Annotated in this window: 19 protein-coding genes; 12 read left to right on the forward strand and 7 right to left on the reverse strand. The window is 56.0% G+C overall.

Features of this window, described 5'->3' with window-relative positions:
• Positions 1 to 47 precede the first annotated feature (47 nt).
• Positions 48 to 551 carry a peptide deformylase gene (gene def / locus IEX44_RS09590; protein ID WP_188692348.1) on the reverse strand — a complete coding sequence of 168 codons (504 nt, stop codon included), beginning with the start codon at positions 549 to 551 and terminating at the stop codon, positions 48 to 50.
• Between the two features lie 198 nt (positions 552 to 749).
• Between def and IEX44_RS09595 the strand changes: the two genes are divergently transcribed.
• From IEX44_RS09595 to IEX44_RS09615, 5 genes are all read left to right on the forward strand, one after another.
• Entirely contained in the window at positions 750 to 1,805 is a 1,056-nt protein-coding gene (locus tag IEX44_RS09595; RefSeq protein ID WP_188692350.1) for a LysM peptidoglycan-binding domain-containing protein, read from the forward strand.
• On the forward strand, positions 1,802 to 2,914 hold the full coding sequence (dprA, locus tag IEX44_RS09600) for a DNA-processing protein DprA (RefSeq protein ID WP_188692353.1): 1,113 nt from the start codon (positions 1,802 to 1,804) through the stop codon (positions 2,912 to 2,914). Before IEX44_RS09595 ends, dprA begins: the two co-directional genes overlap by 4 nt.
• 97 nt (positions 2,915 to 3,011) lie before the next feature.
• Entirely contained in the window at positions 3,012 to 3,464 is a 453-nt protein-coding gene (locus tag IEX44_RS09605) for a DUF494 family protein (protein ID WP_188692356.1), read from the forward strand.
• 69 nt (positions 3,465 to 3,533) lie between these two features.
• Positions 3,534 to 5,822 carry a type I DNA topoisomerase gene (topA, locus tag IEX44_RS09610; protein ID WP_188692359.1) on the forward strand — a complete coding sequence of 763 codons (2,289 nt, stop codon included), beginning with the start codon at positions 3,534 to 3,536 and terminating at the stop codon, positions 5,820 to 5,822.
• Between the two features lie 151 nt (positions 5,823 to 5,973).
• Positions 5,974 to 8,607 (forward strand): sensor domain-containing phosphodiesterase, encoded by a 2,634-nt coding sequence (locus IEX44_RS09615; RefSeq protein ID WP_188692362.1) that lies wholly within the window; start codon positions 5,974 to 5,976, stop codon positions 8,605 to 8,607.
• Positions 8,608 to 8,625: 18 nt separating this feature from the next.
• Here the strand turns inward: IEX44_RS09615 and IEX44_RS09620 are convergent, their stop codons facing one another.
• Together IEX44_RS09620 and IEX44_RS09625 are read right to left on the reverse strand one after the other, a co-directional pair.
• Complete coding sequence (locus IEX44_RS09620) at positions 8,626 to 9,429, reverse strand: anti-sigma factor (protein ID WP_188692365.1); 804 nt, start codon at positions 9,427 to 9,429, stop codon at positions 8,626 to 8,628.
• Positions 9,426 to 9,959 (reverse strand): RNA polymerase sigma factor, encoded by a 534-nt coding sequence (locus IEX44_RS09625; RefSeq protein ID WP_188692368.1) that lies wholly within the window; start codon positions 9,957 to 9,959, stop codon positions 9,426 to 9,428. Before IEX44_RS09625 ends, IEX44_RS09620 begins: the two co-directional genes overlap by 4 nt.
• Positions 9,960 to 10,125: 166 nt before the next feature.
• On the opposite strand from IEX44_RS09625, the gene IEX44_RS09630 reads away from it, so the two are divergent.
• Positions 10,126 to 10,599, forward strand: a complete 474-nt coding sequence (locus tag IEX44_RS09630) for a tetratricopeptide repeat protein (protein ID WP_188692371.1) — start codon at positions 10,126 to 10,128, stop codon at positions 10,597 to 10,599.
• Positions 10,600 to 10,603: 4 nt separating this feature from the next.
• On the opposite strand, the gene IEX44_RS09635 is transcribed toward IEX44_RS09630, so the two are convergent.
• The 4 genes from IEX44_RS09635 to IEX44_RS09650 all read right to left on the reverse strand — a co-directional run bounded on the left by IEX44_RS09635 (position 10,604) and on the right by IEX44_RS09650 (position 14,337).
• Positions 10,604 to 11,302 carry a PEP-CTERM sorting domain-containing protein gene (locus IEX44_RS09635; RefSeq protein WP_229678879.1) on the reverse strand — a complete coding sequence of 233 codons (699 nt, stop codon included), beginning with the start codon at positions 11,300 to 11,302 and terminating at the stop codon, positions 10,604 to 10,606.
• Between the two features lie 51 nt (positions 11,303 to 11,353).
• Positions 11,354 to 12,010: a PEP-CTERM sorting domain-containing protein gene (locus tag IEX44_RS09640; protein ID WP_188692375.1), complete on the reverse strand. Its 657-nt coding sequence runs from the start codon at positions 12,008 to 12,010 to the stop codon at positions 11,354 to 11,356.
• Positions 12,011 to 12,334: 324 nt separating this feature from the next.
• Positions 12,335 to 13,975 (reverse strand): chaperonin GroEL, encoded by a 1,641-nt coding sequence (gene groL, locus IEX44_RS09645; protein WP_188692377.1) that lies wholly within the window; start codon positions 13,973 to 13,975, stop codon positions 12,335 to 12,337.
• Between the two features lie 71 nt (positions 13,976 to 14,046).
• Positions 14,047 to 14,337, reverse strand: coding sequence for a co-chaperone GroES (locus tag IEX44_RS09650; protein WP_188692379.1), 291 nt, complete (start codon positions 14,335 to 14,337; stop codon positions 14,047 to 14,049).
• 1,274 nt (positions 14,338 to 15,611) lie between these two features.
• Here IEX44_RS09650 and IEX44_RS09655 point away from each other — a divergent pair.
• The 6 genes from IEX44_RS09655 to IEX44_RS09680 are packed head-to-tail and all read left to right on the forward strand — an operon-like array spanning position 15,612 to position 21,702.
• Positions 15,612 to 16,568 carry a TnsA endonuclease N-terminal domain-containing protein gene (locus IEX44_RS09655; RefSeq protein WP_188692382.1) on the forward strand — a complete coding sequence of 319 codons (957 nt, stop codon included), beginning with the start codon at positions 15,612 to 15,614 and terminating at the stop codon, positions 16,566 to 16,568.
• A 5-nt stretch (positions 16,569 to 16,573) separates the two neighbouring features.
• The gene (locus tag IEX44_RS09660) at positions 16,574 to 18,559 is read left to right on the forward strand and encodes a TnsB C-terminal domain-containing protein (protein ID WP_188692385.1); all 1,986 of its coding nucleotides are present in this window, start codon (positions 16,574 to 16,576) and stop codon (positions 18,557 to 18,559) included.
• A complete protein-coding gene (locus IEX44_RS09665; protein ID WP_188692388.1) occupies positions 18,556 to 19,497 on the forward strand; it encodes a TniB family NTP-binding protein in 942 nt (313 codons plus the stop codon). The genes IEX44_RS09660 and IEX44_RS09665 overlap by 4 nt, the downstream gene beginning before the upstream one ends.
• Positions 19,494 to 20,525, forward strand: coding sequence for a TniQ family protein (locus IEX44_RS21390; protein WP_188692391.1), 1,032 nt, complete (start codon positions 19,494 to 19,496; stop codon positions 20,523 to 20,525). The genes IEX44_RS09665 and IEX44_RS21390 overlap by 4 nt, the downstream gene beginning before the upstream one ends.
• Positions 20,513 to 21,475 carry a TniQ family protein gene (locus IEX44_RS09675; RefSeq protein ID WP_188692394.1) on the forward strand — a complete coding sequence of 321 codons (963 nt, stop codon included), beginning with the start codon at positions 20,513 to 20,515 and terminating at the stop codon, positions 21,473 to 21,475. The genes IEX44_RS21390 and IEX44_RS09675 overlap by 13 nt, the downstream gene beginning before the upstream one ends.
• Positions 21,472 to 21,702: a hypothetical protein gene (locus IEX44_RS09680; protein ID WP_188692396.1), complete on the forward strand. Its 231-nt coding sequence runs from the start codon at positions 21,472 to 21,474 to the stop codon at positions 21,700 to 21,702. The genes IEX44_RS09675 and IEX44_RS09680 overlap by 4 nt, the downstream gene beginning before the upstream one ends.
• The last annotated feature ends 273 nt before the right edge of the window (positions 21,703 to 21,975 follow it).

Here is a 21,975-nt window from a genome sequence, read left to right on the forward strand (position 1 = left end):
CAATCAGCCTGACCGGCGCGCGGCTGGCTGGCTACGGCCGTCGGGAGTCACATCACCTTGCGTTCGTTCTTTTTCAGCTTCTGGATGATGCGAACCAGCTTCAGGCGAGAAAGCTTTTCAACAAATACTTTGCCGTCCAGGTGATCCATTTCGTGCTGAATACAAATTGCCAGCAAACCTTCTGCCGACAGTTCGAATTCTTTGCCAAACTGATCCAGTGCGCTGATCTTCACATGTTCAGCGCGATCCACTTCTTCATAAATGCCCGGTACGGAAAGGCAACCCTCTTCGGATTTGACCTTGCCGTCCATCTCCAGAATCCGGGGGTTAATCAGGACGAGTAAATCGTCTTTGGATTCAGAAATATCAATGACGATAAGACGTTCATGCACATTGACCTGGGTTGCAGCCAGCCCGATGCCTGGTGCGGCGTACATCGTTTCCGCCATATCATCGACAAGCTGTTGCAGCTTTGCATCAAAAACGGTGACGGGTTTTGCAATTGTGTGCAAACGTTCATCGGGATAATGCAGGATATTCAGAATTGCCATGTTTGCTTGCGGCTCAAAAAGTTTATATGCAGAATCTACGCGGCTTTTGAGCCCCAGTAGAAATCAACGAAGAAACAGTCTTTCCCTGTCAGACAATCCAATTGGCTGTCTGGCGTGGACAAATGGGTTCACGTTGGCCGTCCCGGAACATATTGTCCGGCCCTTCCGGATCAACCGGAGCAGATGAGTATGACCACCATGCGTAAAACAATTATATCGCTTCTTTTTGCCCTCAGTGGCGCAGCCGGCATTGCACATGCCGACACGCTGGCCATGCAGGACAATGCGCCTGACCGCTATGTCGTGGTCAAGGGCGATACCCTGTGGGGCATTTCCGGACACTTCCTCAAGCAGCCCTGGCGCTGGCCGGAAATCTGGAACATGAACCGTGAGCAGATCAAGAATCCTCACTGGATCTACCCGGGCGACGTGGTGGTTCTTGACCGCTCGGGCGCCACACCGCGGCTCAAGCTGCTCAAGAGTGAACGTGCGGGCGCAAACGGCGAAGTCAAGCTCTCGCCCCGCATCCGGTCCAGTGATATGGATAACGATGCCGTACCGAGCATCCCGCTGACCTCGATCCAGCCGTTCCTGAACAAACCGCTGGTGGTGGAAGAAAATGAACTGTTGACCGCACCGCGCGTGGCAGCCGGCCCGGATGATCGCGTTGTGTTTGCCGTTGGCGACAAGATCTACGCGATCAACATGCCCGACCCCAAAGTCGGCGATGTCTATCAGGCCTTCCGCCCTGCCCAGCCGCTGTTTGATCCAAAGGACCCGGATCACAAGCGCGTGATTGGTCATGAAGTGACTTATCTGGGCGACGTCGTGGTTGAGAAGCCGGGTCAGGTTGTGACCATGCGCGTGCAGACCAGCAAGGAAGAAATCGGCATTGGCGCGCGCCTGGTGAAGGCCAATGACGCCCAATATCTGAATTATTCGCCGCATGCGCCGGATCACGATGTTCACGGCCTGGTGGTCTCTGCCTATGGCAGCGTGGCTGAAGCCGGCCCGATGACGACTCTGGTTGTGAACCTCGGTGCGGGCGATGGTATGGATGTCGGCACGGTGCTGGCCACCTGGAAAGCCGGGCGTCCGATCAAGAAAGAGTCAAGTAACGAGCCTGACCTCTTCACACCGAACGAACGCAGTGGCAGTCTGTTCATTTACCGTGTCTTCCCGCATTTTTCGTACGGGTTGCTGCTTGATAGTACAGAGCCGGTCAATGTTGCCGACGAGGTTTCCAATCCTTGAAATCTGACGACGCGGACGTAGCCTTGTGGCTACGTTTCGCGCTTGTGCCCGGTATCGGGCCACGCCGCCAGTCCAGCCTGCTGCAAGCGTTCAAAACGCCGCAGGCCGCACTGGCGGCTTCTTTTTATGACGTATGCAATGTCCTGGGCGATAACCTTGCCGCGCGGACCTGGTGTGCCGCAGCGAGCGCGCCGCCGCCGGATACGGTATCGCGTACCCAGGAGTGGTTGAGCGCGCCGGGACATCATTTGTTAACCCTGGCCGATGACGCATGGCCAGCCAGTTTGCTTGATCTGCCTGATGCGCCCTGTGTGCTGTTTTGCATGGGGAATCTCGCGCTGCTCAAACACACGGCACTGGCTGTGGTGGGTAGTCGCAATGCCACACCGCAAGGCATTGAGCATGCCGAACAGTTTTCTGCGGCGGTGAGTGCCGCGGGAATTGGCATCGTCAGTGGTCTGGCGGCTGGCATTGATGCGGCGGCACACCGTGGCGGACTAGCCGGGCCGGGGAGCACCATTGCCGTCATCGGGACTGGCCCCGAGCGCGTTTATCCTGCATCCAATCGTGCGTTGGCACACCGGATCGCCGAGCAAGGCGTGATTGTGTCTGAGTTTGGGGTAGGTACTGAGCCCAAACCTGGCAATTTTCCACGTCGCAACCGGCTGATCGCTGCGTTGGGTAAGGGTTGTCTGGTGGTAGAGGCTGCGTTGCAGAGCGGGTCGCTGATTACCGCTCGTCAGGCCAATGAGATGGGGCGGGATGTATTTGCCATTCCTGGCTCCATTCATTCTCCGCAAGCCAAGGGTTGCCATTACCTGATCAAGGAAGGCGCTCGGCTGACCGAGAGTGTGGACGATATTCTGGATGAACTCGGTTGGGACAGTGGCCCGGTACAAAAAGGCCTGACGCTGGCTGATCCAGTGCCCTTGCCTGATGGTGAGGACGGTCAGGTACTGGCGGCAGCGGGCTACGATCCGGTCACCGTTGACGAGCTGGTTTCCAGGTGCGGCTTGACGGCAGACCGACTGTGCGCAATCCTGCTTGGTCTGGAATTACAAGGGGCAATTCTGGCCCTGCCAGGCAACCGTTATCAACGGCGTGCCTGAATGGCTGGAGGAGGGGGTGGCTTGAATTGCCATTGCATTGCCTTCAAATTCCGGATACAGATTTAAAAAAGAAACGCATCAAGGCCCGATTCATACAATGCTGGAAGTACTCGCTTACCTTTTTGAACAGTTCTACCACACCGAGGGAGAACCCGATGTGTCGCTGCTGGCTTCACGCCTTGCCAGCGCAGGGTTCGAGCAGGATGACATTGCTCAGGCCATGGGTTGGCTGGCAGAACTGAACCGTATTGATACCTCGCGCTATGCCGCGTTGGGCAGTATGGTCGGCCGTCATCTGCATCCGGATGAACTGGCCCGGTTTGACGAGGAAGCGCTGGAATACTGGATGTATCTGACCAGTGCCCGCGTACTGGGTCCGGCAGAGCGCGAAATGGCGCTGGATCTGGTCATGCATGCCGCGCCCGGCGAGATTTCACAGGAGCGGCTACAGTTGATCGTGCTGATGGTGGTTTGGCGAAAGCGCGACGAACTGTCTAATCTCTTGATCGAAGAGATTCTGTTTGGCCGTGAAGGGCTGACTCAGCACTAAGCGCGTACTGCGCACTGGCCGACCTGGCCATTTTCAATCTCGATAGAAACATAAACGTTACGGCATACCATGTCCGCAAACTTGCTGATTGTTGAATCGCCGTCAAAAGCGAAAACGCTGAAAAAATATCTGGGCCCGGATTTTGAAATCCTGGCCTCCTACGGTCACGTCCGTGGTCTGGTGCGTAAAGATGGCTCGGTCGACACCGAGCATGACTTCAAAATGAAGTACCAGATCATCGACAAGAACAAAAAACATGTCGATGCCATCTGTTCTGCCGTCAAAGACGCGCAGCACGTCTATCTGGCAACTGACCCGGACCGCGAAGGCGAGGCGATTTCCTGGCACATCATGGAAATCCTCAAAGACAAAAAGCTGACCGGCAAAGATCGCACCTTCAAGCGCGTGGTGTTCCACGAGATCACCGAGGCTGCGGTGAAGGCTGCTGTGGCCAACCCGCGTGACATTGACGATGACATGGTCGATGCACAGCAAGCCCGTAGCGCGCTCGATTACCTTGTGGGCTTTAATCTCTCGCCGCTGCTGTGGCGCAAGGTCCGTTCAGGCTTGTCCGCCGGCCGCGTGCAAAGCCCGGCGCTGCGCCTGATTTGTGAGCGCGAGACTGAAATCCGCGCATTTACCGCACAGGAATACTGGACCATCCACCTGGATAGTCACAAGGCACGTAGCAAGTTCGGTGCGCGCCTGTCTGCCTGGCAAGGTAAAAAGCTCGATCAGTTTGATATTCCCGACGAAAAGACCCAGTCCACCATCCTGAGCGCCCTGCAGGGCAAGGATGCCAAGGTCGCCAACGTCGAGAAGAAAAAGAAATCCCGCAGCCCGGCCGCGCCGTTTACGACCTCCACGCTGCAACAGGAAGCCGTACGCAAACTGGGCATGACCACAGACCGCGCCATGCGCACCGCACAGCAGTTGTATGAAGGTGTGGACGTGGGCCAGGGGACGGTTGGTCTGATCACCTATATGCGTACTGACTCGGTGGCGCTGGCCAACGAGGCGCTGGACGAAATCCGCGGTTATATCGAGTCGAACTTCGACAAGGACTACCTGCCGTCCGCACCGGTGGTTTACAAGAACAAGGCCAAGAACGCCCAGGAAGCCCACGAGGCCATTCGTCCGACGTCCATCCTGCGTACACCTGAAGCCGTTAAACCGTATCTGTCTGCTGACCAGTTCAAGCTTTACCAGATGATCTGGAAGCGCACGCTGGCCTGCCAGATGACCCCGGCACGCTTTGATACGGTGGGTGTGGACATCGAAGTTGGTCCCGAGGCCGTATTCCGTGCTTCCGGCCAGACGCTGGTCTTCCCTGGCTTTATTGCCGTGTACCAGGAAGACCAGGACGATGTCGAAGACGATGAAGAGGGCGAAGCCCGTCTGCCGGCGCTGGAAGCAGGCGAAGTGCTGCCAGTCGACAAGCTCTTTGGTGAGCAACACTTTACCCAGCCGCCGCCACGTTATTCTGAAGCCAGCCTGGTGAAAACGCTGGAAGAGTTCGGCATCGGTCGCCCGTCTACCTACGCGTCTATCATCAAAACGCTGAAAGACCGCGAGTATGTCGATCTGGACAAGAAACGCTTCATCCCGACCGATACCGGTGAGGTGGTGAACAAATTCCTGACCGATCACTTCACACAGTACGTGGATTACAACTTCACCGCGCGCATGGAAGACCAGCTGGACGATATCTCGACCGGCAAGCGCGAGTGGGTACCGGTGCTGGATGAGTTCTGGAAACGTTTCCATGAACAGGTCGTAGAAAAACAGTCGTTGTCACGCAAGGAAGTGACCCAGGAAGAACTGGACGAATTGTGTCCAAAATGTGGCAATAAACTTGCCATTCGTCTGGGCAAGCGTGGCCGTTTTATTGGCTGCACCACGTATCCGGAATGTGACTACACCCGCAATCTGAACGAAGACGCCGACACTGCGCCGACCGAGCCGGAAGTCGTGGAAGGCCGTGTTTGTCCGGAGGACGGCGGCCAATTGCTGATCAAGAGCGGTCGGTATGGCAAGTTTATTGGCTGCGCCAACTACCCCAAGTGCAAGCACATTGAACCGCTGGAAAAACCAAAGGACACGGGCGTGGAATGCCCGCAGTGCCACAAGGGAACGCTGACCGAGAAGAAGAGTCGCTACGGCAAACTGTTCTACTCATGCTCCACCTACCCCAAGTGCACTTATGCGACATGGAACCCGCCGATTGCCGAGCCGTGCCCCAAGTGTGCCTGGCCGGTACTGACGCTGAAAACCACCAAGCGTCGGGGCGTGGAAAAAGTATGCCCGCAGAAAGAATGTGGTTTCTCGGAACAGGTCTCTCCGCCAGACGCGAATTGACGCGACGCCGGAACCACGCCAGACTCTCACTTAACAGTGATACTTACAAGAACCGGCCCTCGCGACCTGCGGCGGCCGGTTTTCTCTTGCTACCCGTAAGAATCTGTTAAGTGCCTGACGCCAGAATTTGCCAGGACGACAAACAGGTTGAATGAGTCTTTTGATGGTTAACCCGGAACGGCCCGAGCCGGTGGTTGACGCTGCAGCACGTGGCGATCAAGCACTTTGCCTGGCCTATTTTGATGCGCTTGAATGTGTAGTACCGCAGTTGCTGGCCGATGAAGATCAACCCGATCTCACCGCTGTGCTGGCCGTTGTCGGGCAAACTGCGCGTGCCAGCCTCGCCAGTCTGTACCTGAACCCGCAAGGTGAGCACGATCATGCGCGGCTGGTGGCGGTCTGGCGTGATCCGGGTTGTCGCATCGCTGAAGTCACCCCTGATTACCTTCGTGTTATCGAATACCCCGCATTTGCGTTCCTGACCGACTCGTTGCTGGCCGGGCGTCAACTGGACGTTGCCCTGCCTGAACTGCCGTTGGCTGAACAAATGTGGCTGGCGCAACTGGGTGCGCGCCGACTACTCAGTATTCCGTTGCATGATCGCGGCGAACTCACCGGCTTTATCTGCTTGCTGGATGAAGGCGAAGAGCGCCAGCGCAGCACGCAAGAATTGCGTATGCTGAACATGCTTGGCACGCATATAGGTCAGGCACTCACCCGGCGCAAACTTCAATCCGGGCTGGCCGCGTCCGAGTCCCGCATGCGGGCACTGGTGGGCGCCACGAGCGACATGGTGTTTGAAGTGCGTACCGATGGCCGCATTGGTCAGGCCTGGTCTGGTCACCCGGCACTGGCCGCTGCGGCGACGCTACCCGGCCGTACACTGGCAGATGCCTTGCCAGCAGGTCTGGCGACGCAGATCGGCAAAGCGCTGCCGGTCGCCCGCGTCATGCAACGCGTGCAATCGTTTAACTGGTCGCTCCGTCACGGCGGCACGCTGGTTTGGTTCCGGGTCCGTGTGCAGCCCATTGCGGGCACTGACGGCGGTGCGGTCATTCAAGTGCATGACATGACAGCACACATGGCCGATAGCCAGCGTCGTCAGAGTTTGCTCGATACCTTCAATCTGCTGGAAGAAGCCATTCTTGACCTCACGCCTGCGCACGACCTCGCCGAGTGTAGCCCGGCCTGGGCTACGTTGCGTGGGGTAGAAGCACGTGAAGCCCAGCGAGATATCGGCAAGCGTCTCTCTACCTGGATCTTCCCGGATGATGCGCCGCAGGTGGCGCAGGCATTAGCGCAATTGCCCGAATGTCACGGCGATGTCGCGCCGGTTCGTTTTCGCTTGATGCAGCAGAGCGGCGAATTCCTGTGGGTCGAAGCCCGCTTGTTGCCGCGCTTTGACGAAGACTGCCAGCTGAATGGCATTCGTGTTGTATTGCGTGATGTGACCGTTGCGCATGTCAGTGAACAACACATTACCCAGTTGGCGCTGTACGACGGGCTGACCAAGCTGCCTAACCGGCTGATGCTGGATGATCAACTGGCCAGCGCCATCGAGCGCGCCCGTCGCAATAACACCAAGGTGGCGCTGGGTTTCCTCGATCTGGATCAATTCAAGCAGATCAACGATGCCTTCGGCCATCGCACCGGGGACCAGTTGCTGGTTGGCCTGGCGCAACAACTGAAGAGCGTCCTGGGCGAGCACGACATGCTGGCCCGCTGGGGCGGTGATGAATTCGTCGTCTTGATGCCCGATGTCACCGACACCAATGCGCTGAAAGAGCGGGCCGAGCGTCTGCGCAGCATTACCCGGCAGGGTCTGGCGCTGGATGGACTGGATGCACGCCCGACAGTCAGTGCCGGCTTTGCGGTGTTCCCGGATAACGCCAGTTGCGGCGAAGACCTGTTGTCCGCCGCAGATCACACCATGCACCATGCCAAGCATGTAGGCCGCAATACGGTGTGTTTTTACGGCGATTTGTTGCATATGAAGTCGCTGGGCCGCGAACATGTGGCCATTCAGGCGCGGCTGGCCGATGCCATTCGCCAGAACCGGCTGCAGGTGTTCTACCAGCCGATCGTACGTTCACGTGATGGTGAGGTGTTTGCAGTCGAAGCACTCGCCCGCTGGCAGGATGAAAAGAATGGCTGGATCAGCCCGGAACTCTTTATTCCGATGGCTGAGAAAGTCGGCCTGATCCAGGAGCTGTCGGACGTGGTGGCTGCGCAAGCGTTCTCGCGCCTGCGCGAGTGGCGCGATGCCGGTCTGACCCAGCGGCTGATGCTGAATATCTCGCGCAGTCAGCTGTTCGCGCCTGAGTTTGTCTCTGGCATGCTCGATATGTTGCTGCGATACCGTTTGCGTCCGCAGGACGTGATCCTGGAAATCACCGAGTCTGTCGCACTGACAGACTACTCGCGCCAGCTCAAACATTTGCGTCAGTTGGCCGCCGCCGGTTTCCAGTTGGCGATTGATGACTTTGGCACCGGTTATTCCTCGCTCTCGCAACTGCATGAAATGCCTGCTGCTTTGATCAAGGTGGACGTCTCGTTTGCGCAGCGTCTGAACACGGAAGAAGGTCGCCGCGTTATGCAGGCCATCATCCAGCTGGCGCAAGGTCTGCAGCTGCAGACCATCGTCGAAGGCGTTGAGTCGGTCGAGACGGCACGCTTCCTGCAAGGCATGGGTGTGGATTACCTGCAAGGCTTTCACTTCAGCGAGCCAGTGCCCAGCGGCGTGGCCGAACTGTGGATGCGTCTGGGTCTGGCCAACAAAGCCTGACGCAGCACGCCGGCCCGGTTAGCTATAGAGCGGCGGCAGCTTGTTGCTGCGAATCTGTTCAGACAGCGTGCGCAGCACGGCTGGAGGGGCGCGCCCCACCAGTACGTAACTCACGTTATTACTGCGCCAGGTCATGATGGTCTGGTTCTCGTCCGTCCTTTCTTGCAAGGTTTTGTCCGGCCGGTTATCTGGCGCGGCGCACAGTGCAACCGGATCACCCGCGGTGGGCAGATAAACCATCTGTACCACGGGCTTGTCGTTGTAACGCAGCCGCTGCACGCGCTTGAACTCAAAGTGCATGGCGTTTAGATCAGGAATGCGTACCGCCATGTGATCGCGCGTCTTGATGTCTTCCAGCGTGCGCGCAGAGAGCGTGGCATCGTCACGCACATCGACCAGCGTGTCGCGCACATACATCTCCTGGTATTGCGCGACGGCATTGACCCATGGGCCATCGCCATCTGCCGCGCTTTCCCAATACCGAACACCACCCAGTGCACACAATGCGCCAGCAAAGAACGCCCCGGCCAGGCGTGCAGTTTGCCAGCGTGCGGGCTGGCGGCCGGTCAGCAGCGGCATGGGCGCAGCGCGCTCGCGACTGGCTTGCGCCAGAACATGGATGCTGGTGCGCAAGCTGGCGGGGATGTCTGGCTGCACTTCACTGGCAAACGCCTCGGCATAGGGCAGGCGCGAGGCGGCCAGCGCCTGGGCCGTGGCGAGGGCTTCGGGCGATTCAGCCACCAGTCTGGCGACTTCATCCGCATCGGCCGCAGACAATTCGCCATCTACCCAGGCCAGCAGCAGGGTTTCGTTCAGTTTCATGGCCTGACTCCCTTGGGCAAGCGTTGCGGTCGTGTCACGGCAAAACGTTCGCCCAGCGTGATCCGGGCGCGGGCAAGACGGCTCATCACCGTACCAATCGGAATATCAAGGGCGACGGCGGCTTCCCGATAACTCAGACCTTCGATCGCGACCAGCAGCATGACCACGCGTTGTGGATCGGGTAATGCGCCCACCGCGCTGATGATTTGCTGATGCAGCATCTCGTTTTCCGGGTCGCTGGCACGCGGATCAGGCAGGTGCTCGAATGCTTCGTCTTGCCATTCGGCCGCACTGCCGGCGCGTACTTTGCGGGCGCGCACTTCGCTGATCCAGATCGAATACATGATCGAAAACAGCCACGAGAGCGGCGACGTGCCCTCCTGCAATTGATGTGGCCGTTCCAGCGCCCGCACACAGGCTCGCTGCACCAGATCTTCTGCATCGTGGCGATTGGCGGTCAGGCGCAAGGCAAAGCGCCATAGCCGTGGCAATAGCGACGGAATCAGCCGGGATAAATCTTCGTCGAGCATCGACTGGTGTCCTGCGTAAGCACGATAAGCGGGAATGTATCGGATAACGGTTGGTGCACCGGTTTATTCCGGCGGCTCATAAAAAAATGTTGCGGAATAAATGCACCCCGCCCGGCGTTTGCGTAACAAGTGGCCACGATGGCCCGCCCGGGTAAAGGAGACGGCAATGAAGCGCAGCGTGATTAAACTGACACTGATTGCCCTGCTGATTGGCACCAGCGCTGCGGCATGGGCTTCTGGCGGCGGAGGGGGAGGCGGTGGCCAATCGGTCCCCGTTTCTGCGATGGAATCCCGCATCAAGGCCAAACTGGATGCGCAAGACTGGCAGGGTGCGCTGTCGCTGCTGGATGAGGTACGCCAGCAGCAACCGCGCAATGCGGACTGGTGGAATTACACCGGCTATGCCCAGCGCCATCTTGGGCATATGCCGGAATCCTTCGCCGCTTATGAAGAGGCGCTACGCCTCAACCCCAAGCACCTTGGCGCGCATGAATATCTGGGTGAGGCGTATTTGCAGGACAATCAGCCAGAGAAAGCCAAGGCCCAACTGGCGCAGTTACAACAACTCTGCGGCCAATGCGAAGAGTACGAAGACCTGGAGCGGGCTGTGACTGATTACATGGCCAGACATCCAGGCTAAACACTCAGGACATCGCCGATCTTGAGTGATGCGGCGCGGCATGCCGCCGCCGCCATCCAGTGAGCCCCAACAGCCCGATACCCAGCAAGGCCCAGGTGCCAGGCTCGGGTACAGGCTCAAGCTGCAGATGATCCAGAAATAGCGTGGTGTTGCTGCTCATGTAAAAAAGGTCTGCATCGTTCTCGGGGGTGGGCAATTGCACAAACACCCAAGGAGAGTTTCCTGGCAGCGCCGCCGGAATCACGACGTTGGCATACCAGAACGAGGTGGGCGGGCCTGGTGCATTGTCCCCCTGCAGATCAAACGCATTGAGATTGAGGATGGCGCCTTGTGAGCCATAGGGTGCATACACCCGGACATTGGCAAGCGCAAAGAAGTCGCCATTGTTAGACGAAATAGCGATCCCCGGTGGGTAGGACCCGTTGGATTCATCCGGATTGACATTCAGTGCTATCGTGCCCGACCAGGCTGGCGCCACGGGCGTACCGTTGTACGAGCCAAAGGACAGATCGGTAAACTGGCCCGCCACGGTAAAGTTGTTTTGCGGTGAGACGGCAGCGGCGAAATCGGTATGGGATGGTGAACTGATCATGGTGGGTGAAATCGGGATATCGTCGAAGTCCATCACTTCGGCAAACCCCGGAGGCGCAAGGCTGGCCAGCATGCATGCCAGCGCAAGAGAAGATAACGAGCGTGAATTCATGGGGTACTCCTGATCAGAAATACTCGGAAGAATGTGCGGTCTTCTGGTTGATCAGTGGCTATGCAGGCGCTTGCGACCCAGCAAGGCGCCCAGTAGACCCAGTCCGAACAAAGACCAGGTCTCTGGCTCTGGTACAGCGGTGTAAATCTTCAGGTTGTCCATGAAGAGGGGTACATTGCTGGAAAACGCGATGCCATAAGGTGAAGCAAGACGCTCATCAAAGGACAGCTTGACCCACGGCGACTGTCCCGGCGCAATGGCAGGGATGGTTAGCGTTTCACTGCCGACCTCATCGCCCCATTCACTACCCAACCCGATGGCGGTGATGGTGGCCCCTTGTGGCGCCGTAGGGGCATAGGCCCAGGCGCTGGCCAGATAGAACGCGCCCAGCCCATTGACACGGATCGAGTCGATATCAGAAATCAGCAGAGATAGCGCCCGTGTGCCGCTGTATGCCGGGGCAACGGGTATGCCGTTGACCACGCCGTAAGACATGTCCGCGACATTGAAGTAGGTGTAAACAATGTTGTTTGAGACCACATACCAGCCATCGCTGACGTGGTTACCCGTCTGCATGCTGCTGTCTTCCGGATATGACTCGAATGTCTCGACAAACGCCGCGACATGGCAGGCGGCTGTGCTGAATACTGCGGCGAGTGCCAACTTGCAAGAAAGGGACCACAGGGAACCACGGACCGCGACAAACATGATTCGACTCCTTGTTCAGGTAGATTGAACCGTTGTTGCGGGTGGTGATTGAATTTATGATGCAGCGCGATTGTGTCCCTAGTGTACGAAACCCAGGTCCCGACATGGAAACAATCAAAGACGCATGGTCAATGGGCCGATGACCGGAGGGACGCTCCAGAAGCAATAACCTGGTCAGGATGAGGCGTGGTAAAAATCCGGGGCGGTGGCTGAGGGCTCACGCTGATCATCCGGTTGGCCGTATCACCAAAAACAAAAAGCCCGGCCAAGCCGGGCTTTTCATATTGGTTAGCCTCATCAAGAGGCCAATCAAGTTTCAGGCGATCAGAAATCCATGCCGCCCATACCACCCATGCCGCCGCCACCCGGCATGGCCGGAGCGTCATCCTTAGGCAGTTCTGCAACCATTGCGTCGGTGGTCAGCAGCAGACCGGCAACGGATGCAGCGTGTTGCAGGGCAGAGCGGGTCACCTTGGCCGGATCCAGCACGCCGATCTCAACCAGATCGCCGTACTCGCCAGTGGCGGCGTTGTAACCGAAGTTACCCTTGCCTTCCACAACCTTGTTCACGACTACGGACGGCTCATCGCCGGCGTTAGCCACGATCTGGCGCAGCGGGGCTTCGATGGCCTTCAGTACGATCTTGATACCGGCGTCTTGATCGGCGTTCAGACCCTTCAGTTCGCCCAGGTTGGCACGAGCGCGCAGCAGGGCAACGCCACCGCCGGCCACAATGCCTTCTTCCACAGCGGCGCGGGTCGCGTGCAGTGCATCTTCCACGCGAGCCTTCTTCTCTTTCATTTCGACTTCAGTTGCAGCGCCAACCTTGATCACAGCAACACCGCCGGCCAGCTTGGCCACGCGTTCTTGCAGCTTTTCACGGTCGTAGTCGCTGGTGGCTTCTTCGATCTGCTTGCGGATCTGGCCAACGCGGGCCTTGATGCTTTCTTCGTTGCCGTTGCCATCGATGATGGTGGTGTTTTCCTTGGCCACTTCGATGCGCTTGGCCTGGCCCAGCAGCTCGAGGGTGGTTTTTTCCAGGGTCAGACCGACTTCTTCAGCGATCACGGTACCGCCAGTCAGGATGGCGATATCTTCCAGCATGGCCTTGCGACGGTCGCCAAAGCCCGGAGCCTTGACAGCAACGGTCTTCAGAATGCCGCGGATGTTGTTCACCACCAGAGTCGCCAGCGCTTCGCCATCGACATCTTCAGCAATGATCAAGAGCGGACGGCCCGACTTGGCCACTTGTTCCAGCACCGGCAGCAGGTCACGGATGTTGCTGATCTTCTTGTCGAACAGCAGCACAAACGGGTTGTCCAGCAGGGCAATCTGCTTTTCCGGATTGTTGATGAAGTACGGGGACAGATAGCCGCGGTCAAACTGCATGCCTTCTACCACGGCCAGTTCGTCTTCCAGACCGGAACCGTCTTCAATGGTGATCACGCCTTCCTTGCCAACCTTGTCCATGGCTTCGGCAATCTTCGCGCCCACGGTTTCATCGCTGTTGGCAGAAATAGAACCAACTTGCGCGATTTCCTTGTTGGTGGTGGTCGGCTTGGCGATCTTCTTCAGTTCTTCAACCAGGGCCACAACAGCCTTGTCGATACCGCGCTTCAGGTCGGTCGGGTTGAAACCGGCGGCCACGTACTTCAGGCCTTCGTTCACGATGCCTTGCGCCAGCACGGTTGCGGTCGTGGTGCCGTCACCGGCCACGTCGGAAGTCTTGGAAGCCACTTCCTTCACCAGTTGGGCGCCCATGTTTTCGAACTTGTCTTTCAGTTCGATTTCCTTGGCAACGGAAACACCATCCTTGGTGATGGTCGGGGCGCCAAAGCTGCGCTCCAGAACAACGTTACGACCCTTCGGGCCCAGCGTGACTTTAACGGCATCAGCCAGAATGTTTACGCCAGCAACCATGCGGGCGCGTGCGGAATCGCCAAATTTGACTTCTTTTGCAGCCATTGTGGATTACTCCTGAATCTTGTTTGTGTGGCCAGAGGCGGCCAGACTGAAAATCGCGGTTCGGGTGAGCCTCAGGCTTCAACCACGCCGAAGATGTCTTCTTCGCGTACAACCAGCAGTTCTTCGCCGTTCACTTTGACGGACTGGCCGCTGTACTTGCCCAGGATGACCTTGTCACCCACTTTGACGGACAGTGCGCGCACTTCGCCGCTATCGAGCAGCTTGCCGGTGCCGATCGCGACGACTTCGCCCAGATCCGGCTTTTCGGCGGCAGCGCCCGGCAGAACGATACCGGATGCGGTTTTTTCTTCAGCCTCAACACGCTTGATGACTACACGGTCATGCAAGGGACGGATCTTCATCGTTTTTTCTCCTGAGAAATCAATGCCTGAAAGTTCAGGGGCCATCTGGTAGGTGTGGCCCGTTAGCACTCTCGACTAACGAGTGCCAATAATAGGGATGGGTTCCCGAGTTTTCAAGGGGAGAAAGGTTAAATTTCTGTTGAGCTGTGTCGTCTTCCACTCAATTCTGTAGTTACGTCAAAAAGCTGTAGTCCCGCCAATCTAGGCCCGATCAGGGTTTGTGGCCCATGCCCACTTCTGGACGACCGATGAACGGCCACTTAATTGGGTTTTTGTCCCTGCCTTTTCCTTTCTAAGATGAGTCGCTCGAAGAGGGTTTCTCAGTTCCCGCTCGAACCCGTTCTCCCCCATGCCTCCTACACGATGTTCGACCCTCTCGGCCTAACACCATGGAATTGAATTTCCACACAGGTGTTTTTTGCTGTCTTCCCCGGGTTTAACCAAGAAATAAAAATCAAATATTGGGTAGTCAGTATTTTCCCTTTGTTTTCTAAAATAATTAATTAGTTTGTTTTTATGTTTACTTAATTATTATGGATAAATAGTAGAGATTCTATTTGGCTCTGTTTTTTTAGGGGTGTTTTTGCAATGGCTTTGACCATTTTGGAGGCCGTTCTTCTTATAAAAAATTTATCTTTATGATCTGTAAGAAGAAATTGGATGGGCGGCACAGTTTGGCCCGCCATTTCCAAAGAGTGGGGGTTGAAATGCTTCTCCGCAAGGGATAGGCTTTTCAGATCAACATGTAGGTTGATTTTGGTATTTTCATTGTAAAACAATGGCTTGTGGTGAATTTTATTGAGGTTTTGGCGCTGTCACCTGCTTTCTTGTTCCGCAGGTTGGCTACTAATGAGGTGGCACCGATTTTGGTCAAAATCTGCGGGATTCAAGCGCTTCCGAGATGACTTGGATACACATTTTTGGCCTGAAAAAATAACCTGGAATGGTGGATGCAGTAGGAATTTCGTGATTTTCTGAGGTGCAAAAATTGGGCAAGGATCAATTCTTGCCATGTACTGAAATCTTGGATTTTTTGAAGGACAAATTATGTAGAAAACAAAACAGGACAACCCCCTTTTTTTGAGAATTGCCCTGCCCGGTGAGGTGAACTCACGATACTACCATTGGAAAAGTTAGTATCGTCCAAGAGTCCCTCCTGGTCAAGGCCAGGGCTCGGCTTTTCCTCAAAAACGTAAACAACGCGAAGTCCCGTAATTCGGGAGGTTCGCACACGTTATCGCGCTGGATTCAATCCGGCTCGCGAGGAGATCGTCATGCCCAAGGTTCGTACGAGAAATGCGCGCAAAACCAGGCAGGCAGCCCGCCAGGTCGTGCGCCTAAATCCCCATCGTTCCATTGTTACCGGCCACCTGCCGGGATTGGCCCCCTATCCGCTTGCATGGGAGTCCTATCTTGAGCAGATCGCGGCCAAACTATTGAGCGTCTGCCACGATGTTAAAAGTATTGCGACCCAACCCACGGTCCTGGAAATCCATACCGCAGAAAGGTCCAGGAAGTACTACCCCGATCTTTTGCTCAAGCTCGAAACGCAGGGAGAGCTCGAGTCAATTCTGGTCGAGATCAAGCCCCTTGCTGTGCTAGTGTCGGAGCCCACACTAACCAGATTGTTGCAGGTCGCAGACGAGTGTCTGAACCAGGGCATCCGGTTTTGTATTCTGACCGATGACCAGATTTACGCCGGCCCAAACCGGCAAAATGCCCTGCTCCTTTGGCGCTACATGAAAGGCGCCATGCCTCCTGCGGATAGAGTCGAGAGACTTTCAAGGTGCTTGGAGCGTGGCGGCCCAATGCAAATCCAGCAACTGCTTGATACAGCTGATGTTGACCTGGTCGACGTGTATACCCTGCTGGCAAAACGGCAGCTTACATTTTCCAGCAATGAGATCATCAATCGTAGGGCACTCGTTGCACTCCCCGCGCAAACAGGAGGTCTCAGATATGCGGATATTCAGGCTGCGGGTAGGTATGGTGATCTTGTGGAAGCGGTGGCTTTGGGGCGTCGACCGCCAGATTGGCGGATCCTGGAGGCTCAGACGCTTCAACGACGGCCGCGTTCAAGTGCAGGCGTTTTCAGCGCTGTCGGAGGATTTTCTGGAGGGACGCCTTTACGTGATCTCCGACCGGAAGAGTCCACACCTCGAAGCGCTTGGGCCGGTGGAGGTATCTCGTTTGATCGGGGCCTATCTCCGCTGGTATCGGATGAGGAGTAGCAATCATGACCTCATTCTATTTAACCAAGGGCTTGATCGTTCGAATGGAGGGGCAAGAGTGGGAGCTTCTCCGAACGACAACTAAGCATTGCTTCCTGGAAAGCATACGAGATGGAGATCTGCGCGAACTTACCATCGAGGATTTTCTTACCGCGAAGGAAGCGGGTGTAATTGAAGTTATACCCAGCGCAGCGTCGCCGAATGAGATCCGGTTTCTTCCAAAGGCACCCTGGATAGATATCTCTCTTCTGCCCCCGGAGAAGCGACGGAGAGCAAGGAAGTTGCTTGCGGTTGTGAATGGACTCAGGAAGGCCGGCATAACGCGTGGTCAGCGAAAACACATCAAAGAGTGGCTGGATCGAGCTGCCGCGTCGTCCGAGTTTGACTTCAAGCTACCCGGCGTGAGCACTGCCTGGAAGTGGCTCAAGGCCTACGAGGAGCGGGGCTACTCCGCCTATTCTGTGCTCGGAACTACGCCGTCGATTCGTTCCAAAAGGACTTGTGGGGAAAGCGAATGCCTGGCTAAAGAAGTCATCGCCGATCAATTTCTGACAATGGAGGCACCCTCGGTAGCCGCGTGTTATGAGACGTACAAGACTCGTGCAAAAGCGCTAAACAGGCGCTCAGTGGAGGAAGGGCTGATGCTGATACGGCCGATGTCCTTGAGCACGTTCCGGCGCAGGGTGGGTGATCTGGATTTTTTCGAAAGGACGGCCGCAAGAAAAGGAAGGCAGCGAGCGATCCACGATACCCGCATGATCCGAGGTCATCGGACGAAAGTGGCGCCACTTGAGGTCGCCGAAATTGATCACTCTGCGCTCAATTGTATTGTTCTTGATGATCTGAACTGGCTGCCCCTTGGACGTCCATATCTCACTGCGATCAGGGATGCAGGTACGGGTATGGTGCTAGGGCTTTATATCAGCTTTAACCATGGCGGCGCACGGGCCATCTTTGCATGTATCAAGCATTCATTGCGGGCGCACACCTACGTGGCAAAAAGATGGGGAGACAAAATCCTCAATCCGTGGCCTAGCTTTGGTTTGGCGACGAAGTACGCGACGGATCGCGGCCGGGATTTTATCGGGGATGCGCTTCCGCTGGCGCTCCAGCACCTTGGTTCGGATATCGAAACCAATGCTGCAAGAACTCCTTGGGGTAAGCCCAGTATCGAGCGTTTCTTCAAGACGCTTGATGAGTCCTTGTTTGAAACTATGCCGGGCAAGACTTTTGCCTCGCTGAAAGATCGTAGCGAATACAAACCGGAACAGGATGCCGTAGTCAGATTTTCAACGCTGGTTTACCTCATCCACAAATGGGCGGTGGATTACCACAATATCCAGCCGAACTCCCGAAGCCTGATCTCGCCGCTTGATCACTGGAACGCGTTGATTGGAGATTGTCCTCCGCCCTATGTGATTGATCTGGAACGGATCGACGCAGTATTTGGCGAACCTCATGAAGGCGCACTTTCCCAGGAAGGCTTGAGATTCAGGTACCTCAACTATGCGGACCCGGAGGGCCGGTTGGGGGAGCTACGCCGAAAATATGAAAAGATCACACTTCAGTTCAAGGTAAACCCGGACGATCTTGGACGGATATATGTCATGGACCCCGAGACGTTTGCGCTTTTCCCTGTTCCCTGCACCCGGCCCGACTATGCCGACGGTTTGACCCTCTTTCAGCACGATTATCTGCGCAAAGTGTGCAGGGAGCGGCTGAACCGACATGAAGCAGTTGACCTGTTGCTGGAGGCTCGCGCGTCTCTGATTCAGACCATTCAGGATGAATTGACGCAAAAGCAAAAGGTTCAGCGAAGAGAGCAGCGCGCACGCGTCGCCGATCTCAATTCACAATCTGTTCTTGAAGGTGAAGACCAGTCGTTGTCTGCCCTGACTGCGCGTCCTGGATCAACTGCGCTCACCTCTGAAATCGAAGAGGATGAACCGGAATTCACTTCGGCACCACCCATGACGTGGGGGACGCTATGAGCACGCTGACTGCAAGACGCCCATTGGCCCCCCTTCCGTTGCCGAATGCGGCAGAGGCTCGCCGTGCCGTAATGTCCAGGCCGGCAGCTGAACAAGCCGAGTACGTTCTGAACGTGCCCATTCACACACCGGAATTCATTTTCGCGATGAATTCGCTGGATCATCTGATAAGCCGGGTTGGTGAAACTTCGCAGCCAGGTGGGCTTTGTATTCATGGAGAGGGTGGTACGGGGAAGTCCTTCATCGTAGATTTTCTTCAGCGACGTTATCTGTCACGGCAATTGCTTCGAGGAGTGCAACTCCCGATTGTGAAGATCACGCTCGACGGGAATCCGACCTCAACCTCTATCCGGCAGGACATACTTGAAGCGATTGGCTATGTGGGGCAGATTCGAAAAGCAAAAGCTGCAGAGCTCGACAGAGTCATCAAAGAGGCATTCGGAGAGTTGGATGTTCGACTCCTCGTCGTCGATGAGGCGGGCCATCTGGTGCCCTCAAGCCGTCGCCGTAATGAGGATCGGCTTGGGGGTGCCGCCTGGGATACGCTGAAGAGACTTCACGAAGAATTGAAGATCGGCTTTGTGTTTGTCGGAACCCCGGTGGTGGGTGAAATGGTTCGCTCTGATTCGCAGTTCAATTCGCGCTGGGGCGAGGCACCAATGCGCCATTATCAGAATGATCAGAGTTGGAATGGCCTGCTGGGTGCGCTGGATCAAGCGCTGCCTTTTGAACAATCCGCAGGCCTGAATAGCAGGGAATCCAGTAATGCGTTCTTTGCGGCAACTGGCGGCAATCTCCGACTCTTGAAACGCCTAGTGGCGGAAGCAGTTCTTCTCGGGGCCAGGCGGTCTGACCAGAAACTCGAAATTGATTATGTTGCAAAGGCATTTGATCTTCTGGGCTATCGCGGCACCAATCCGTTCAGGGGGCTCTCATGATATTTCTCAGAGAGCGGCCCGTCCCTTTTGAATTCGAGGCAATGCCTGGGTATCTGATCCGGCTAGCACATGCGAACAGGACAAGCGCACACACCCTTGTATTGAAGCTGTTTGGGCATGCCCGATGGCCAAGTGTCAAAGAGCTCAACGTGCTCGCCGAGGCAGTCCATTGCACTGAAGACGAAATATCGCGGCTCTCCGTGGTCCGTGAGCATCTGGGCGCACAGGGATGGGGGTGGTATATGGCGGGGCGACACCTTGGCAAAAGTTATTTCGTTGCCCTGCGGAGGCCTGTGGTGTGCCCTCTTTGTCTGGCCGAGGGCGCATGCCAGCGTGGATTGTGGTTACTTTCAATGCTGTCGTGCTGCCCACAGCACCAATGCCGCCTCTGCCAAACCTGCCCGGCATGCAAGCAAGTTCTTGATCCCGGAAGGTCTGAGATTTGTCACTGCAAGTGCGGAGCTGACCTCCGATTGGCAAAGCCAGTTGTGGCCGAGCAAGATGAGTTGATTGTCGCAAAGTTGCTTGCCACAATCAGCGGGCACCACTTCTGCACTGATCACGAATTGCCACCTTGGGTTCGGTCGCTGGACCCGGACGCCGCATGCCGGCTGATCTGGTTACTGGGATGGATATTGCCCGGATTGCGTGATGGTGTAATTCGGTCAGGGCGGCACGCCCCTAATGTAGAAGAAGCGTTGTTGATCGCCCGCTATGCGCTGGACAGACTGACTTGCTGGCCTGACGCTTTTCTCCTGGATATGCAGAAAATCGAAGTGACCGTACACAGTACGTCGGCCAGCTACCTTGATCGTGCCCTGACTTCTCTACACCGATTTGTTGTTCGCGAACTGGCTGACGATGCTTTGGATCCGGTTCGACAAGCCTATCAGGCAGGTGCACGGGCGCTATGGGTGAAATGGAACAGGATCCATTCGCTACGCATGTTCGGCACTCAACTCCATCTTGGTTTCGAGACACCATTCGACGCTGCGTTGCGGGCGGAGGACAAGCGATGTCTTCAATGATGGGGCCTCGTCTGTACGGTTCTCCTCCGCCACTACCGGGGGAATTGTTTTCATCATGGGCAACCCGTGTTGCACGTTGGCACAGGATGACGTCGGACGAATTGCGGGGGGTGTTGAAACTTTCAAAACCGTTCCACTGGTTTGATTTTCGTAAGCCGGTTTCAGATTCCTTGGGAGCAGTGATCGCACCATTTTTGGGTCAAACCAGCGAGGACCTGAAGCACTTCTGGGAAGGCTCACCGGCGCTACGCAGCGAGTTGATGATCCGCAGTCTGACGACGCTTAATGGGACATCTGCATTTTATTCTTACTGTCCAACTTGCCTTCGGGAGGATGAAACTCCTTACTTCCGGAGAGAGTGGCGTCTCAATTGCTTTCTGGTTTGCAACCAGCATCCTCTGCAGATGCGGTGGTATTGCGCTCAGTGCGAACACGTCACTTCAATTGAGAATCTGCGGATTGGTTTGTTTGACAGTGAGGATCGAAAAGATGTGCTTCGGGCTTGCTTCCATTGCGGGGTCCGATTGCAGGAATGCAATGCACGCGAGCTTTCGGGCACTACATGGGAAAGGTTATGTCGCCTGCAATCCAAAATTCTTCGTGTACTTTCGGCCGGGACCGTAAGCGTTACGGGGATTGGTTCGATCTCGGCGGAGAAGTTTCTGCAGTCGTACTTTTGCGCGGAAGATGATGAGAAGAAACGACTTGTCCTGCTGTTAGGGCTCGACTTTCGGAGAATCTACGGGATACATCGCCACGATCTACTGGCCGAACTGGATACCCATCCAGGCATTGCACTGGAAGACACATCTGAATATGTAATCTATGAGAAGGAGCCGACTTCTGTACAAAAAGTAGCTTCTACTTTGATTTCGACGTTACCTAAGGTAAACAGTCTTGACGTTGCTGTTGTGTCGTGGGATATTGATTTAAAAGGAATTTTACCATGACTACCAAGCTGAAACCTAGACTGGTCTTGAAAGCTGCAGCGCCCAAGAGCAAGGTTAATGAAACCTCGAGCACGTTGCCTGCAGGTGTGCGCGCACGTTTAGACGCCTATGCGAATGCCACTCGCGGGAGGTTTGTAGAGTCGCTAACGGTTTCTCATACTGAACTGTTAACTGGCGTTTTGGCGGGTCCGATAACAAAGCAGCCACGCCACAAGAAAGTTGCCTGAACGTTCAGATATAAAAAAGCCCCGCGTTAGCGGGGCTTTTTTATATCTGCTGTCTGTCTCATCCCGGATGTTGTCACTTTTCGCGTGATATGTGGCTTGCCGTTGCCAGATTGAGCCAGTTTCATCAGCCACTCTGTAACTTGGAAGCATGGTGGGTGCGAGCCCTTTAGGATGATTGCTTGTGACGAGGCCGCCAGCGTTGGCCTTCCGGCGTCAAACGGGGCCTAAGCAAACGCTGAAACTTCGGCTTATCGGCCGAAGCGGACATAGCAA

This window comes from Silvimonas amylolytica (genome assembly GCF_014645555.1).
Lineage (GTDB): Bacteria > Pseudomonadota > Gammaproteobacteria > Burkholderiales > Chitinibacteraceae > Silvimonas > Silvimonas amylolytica.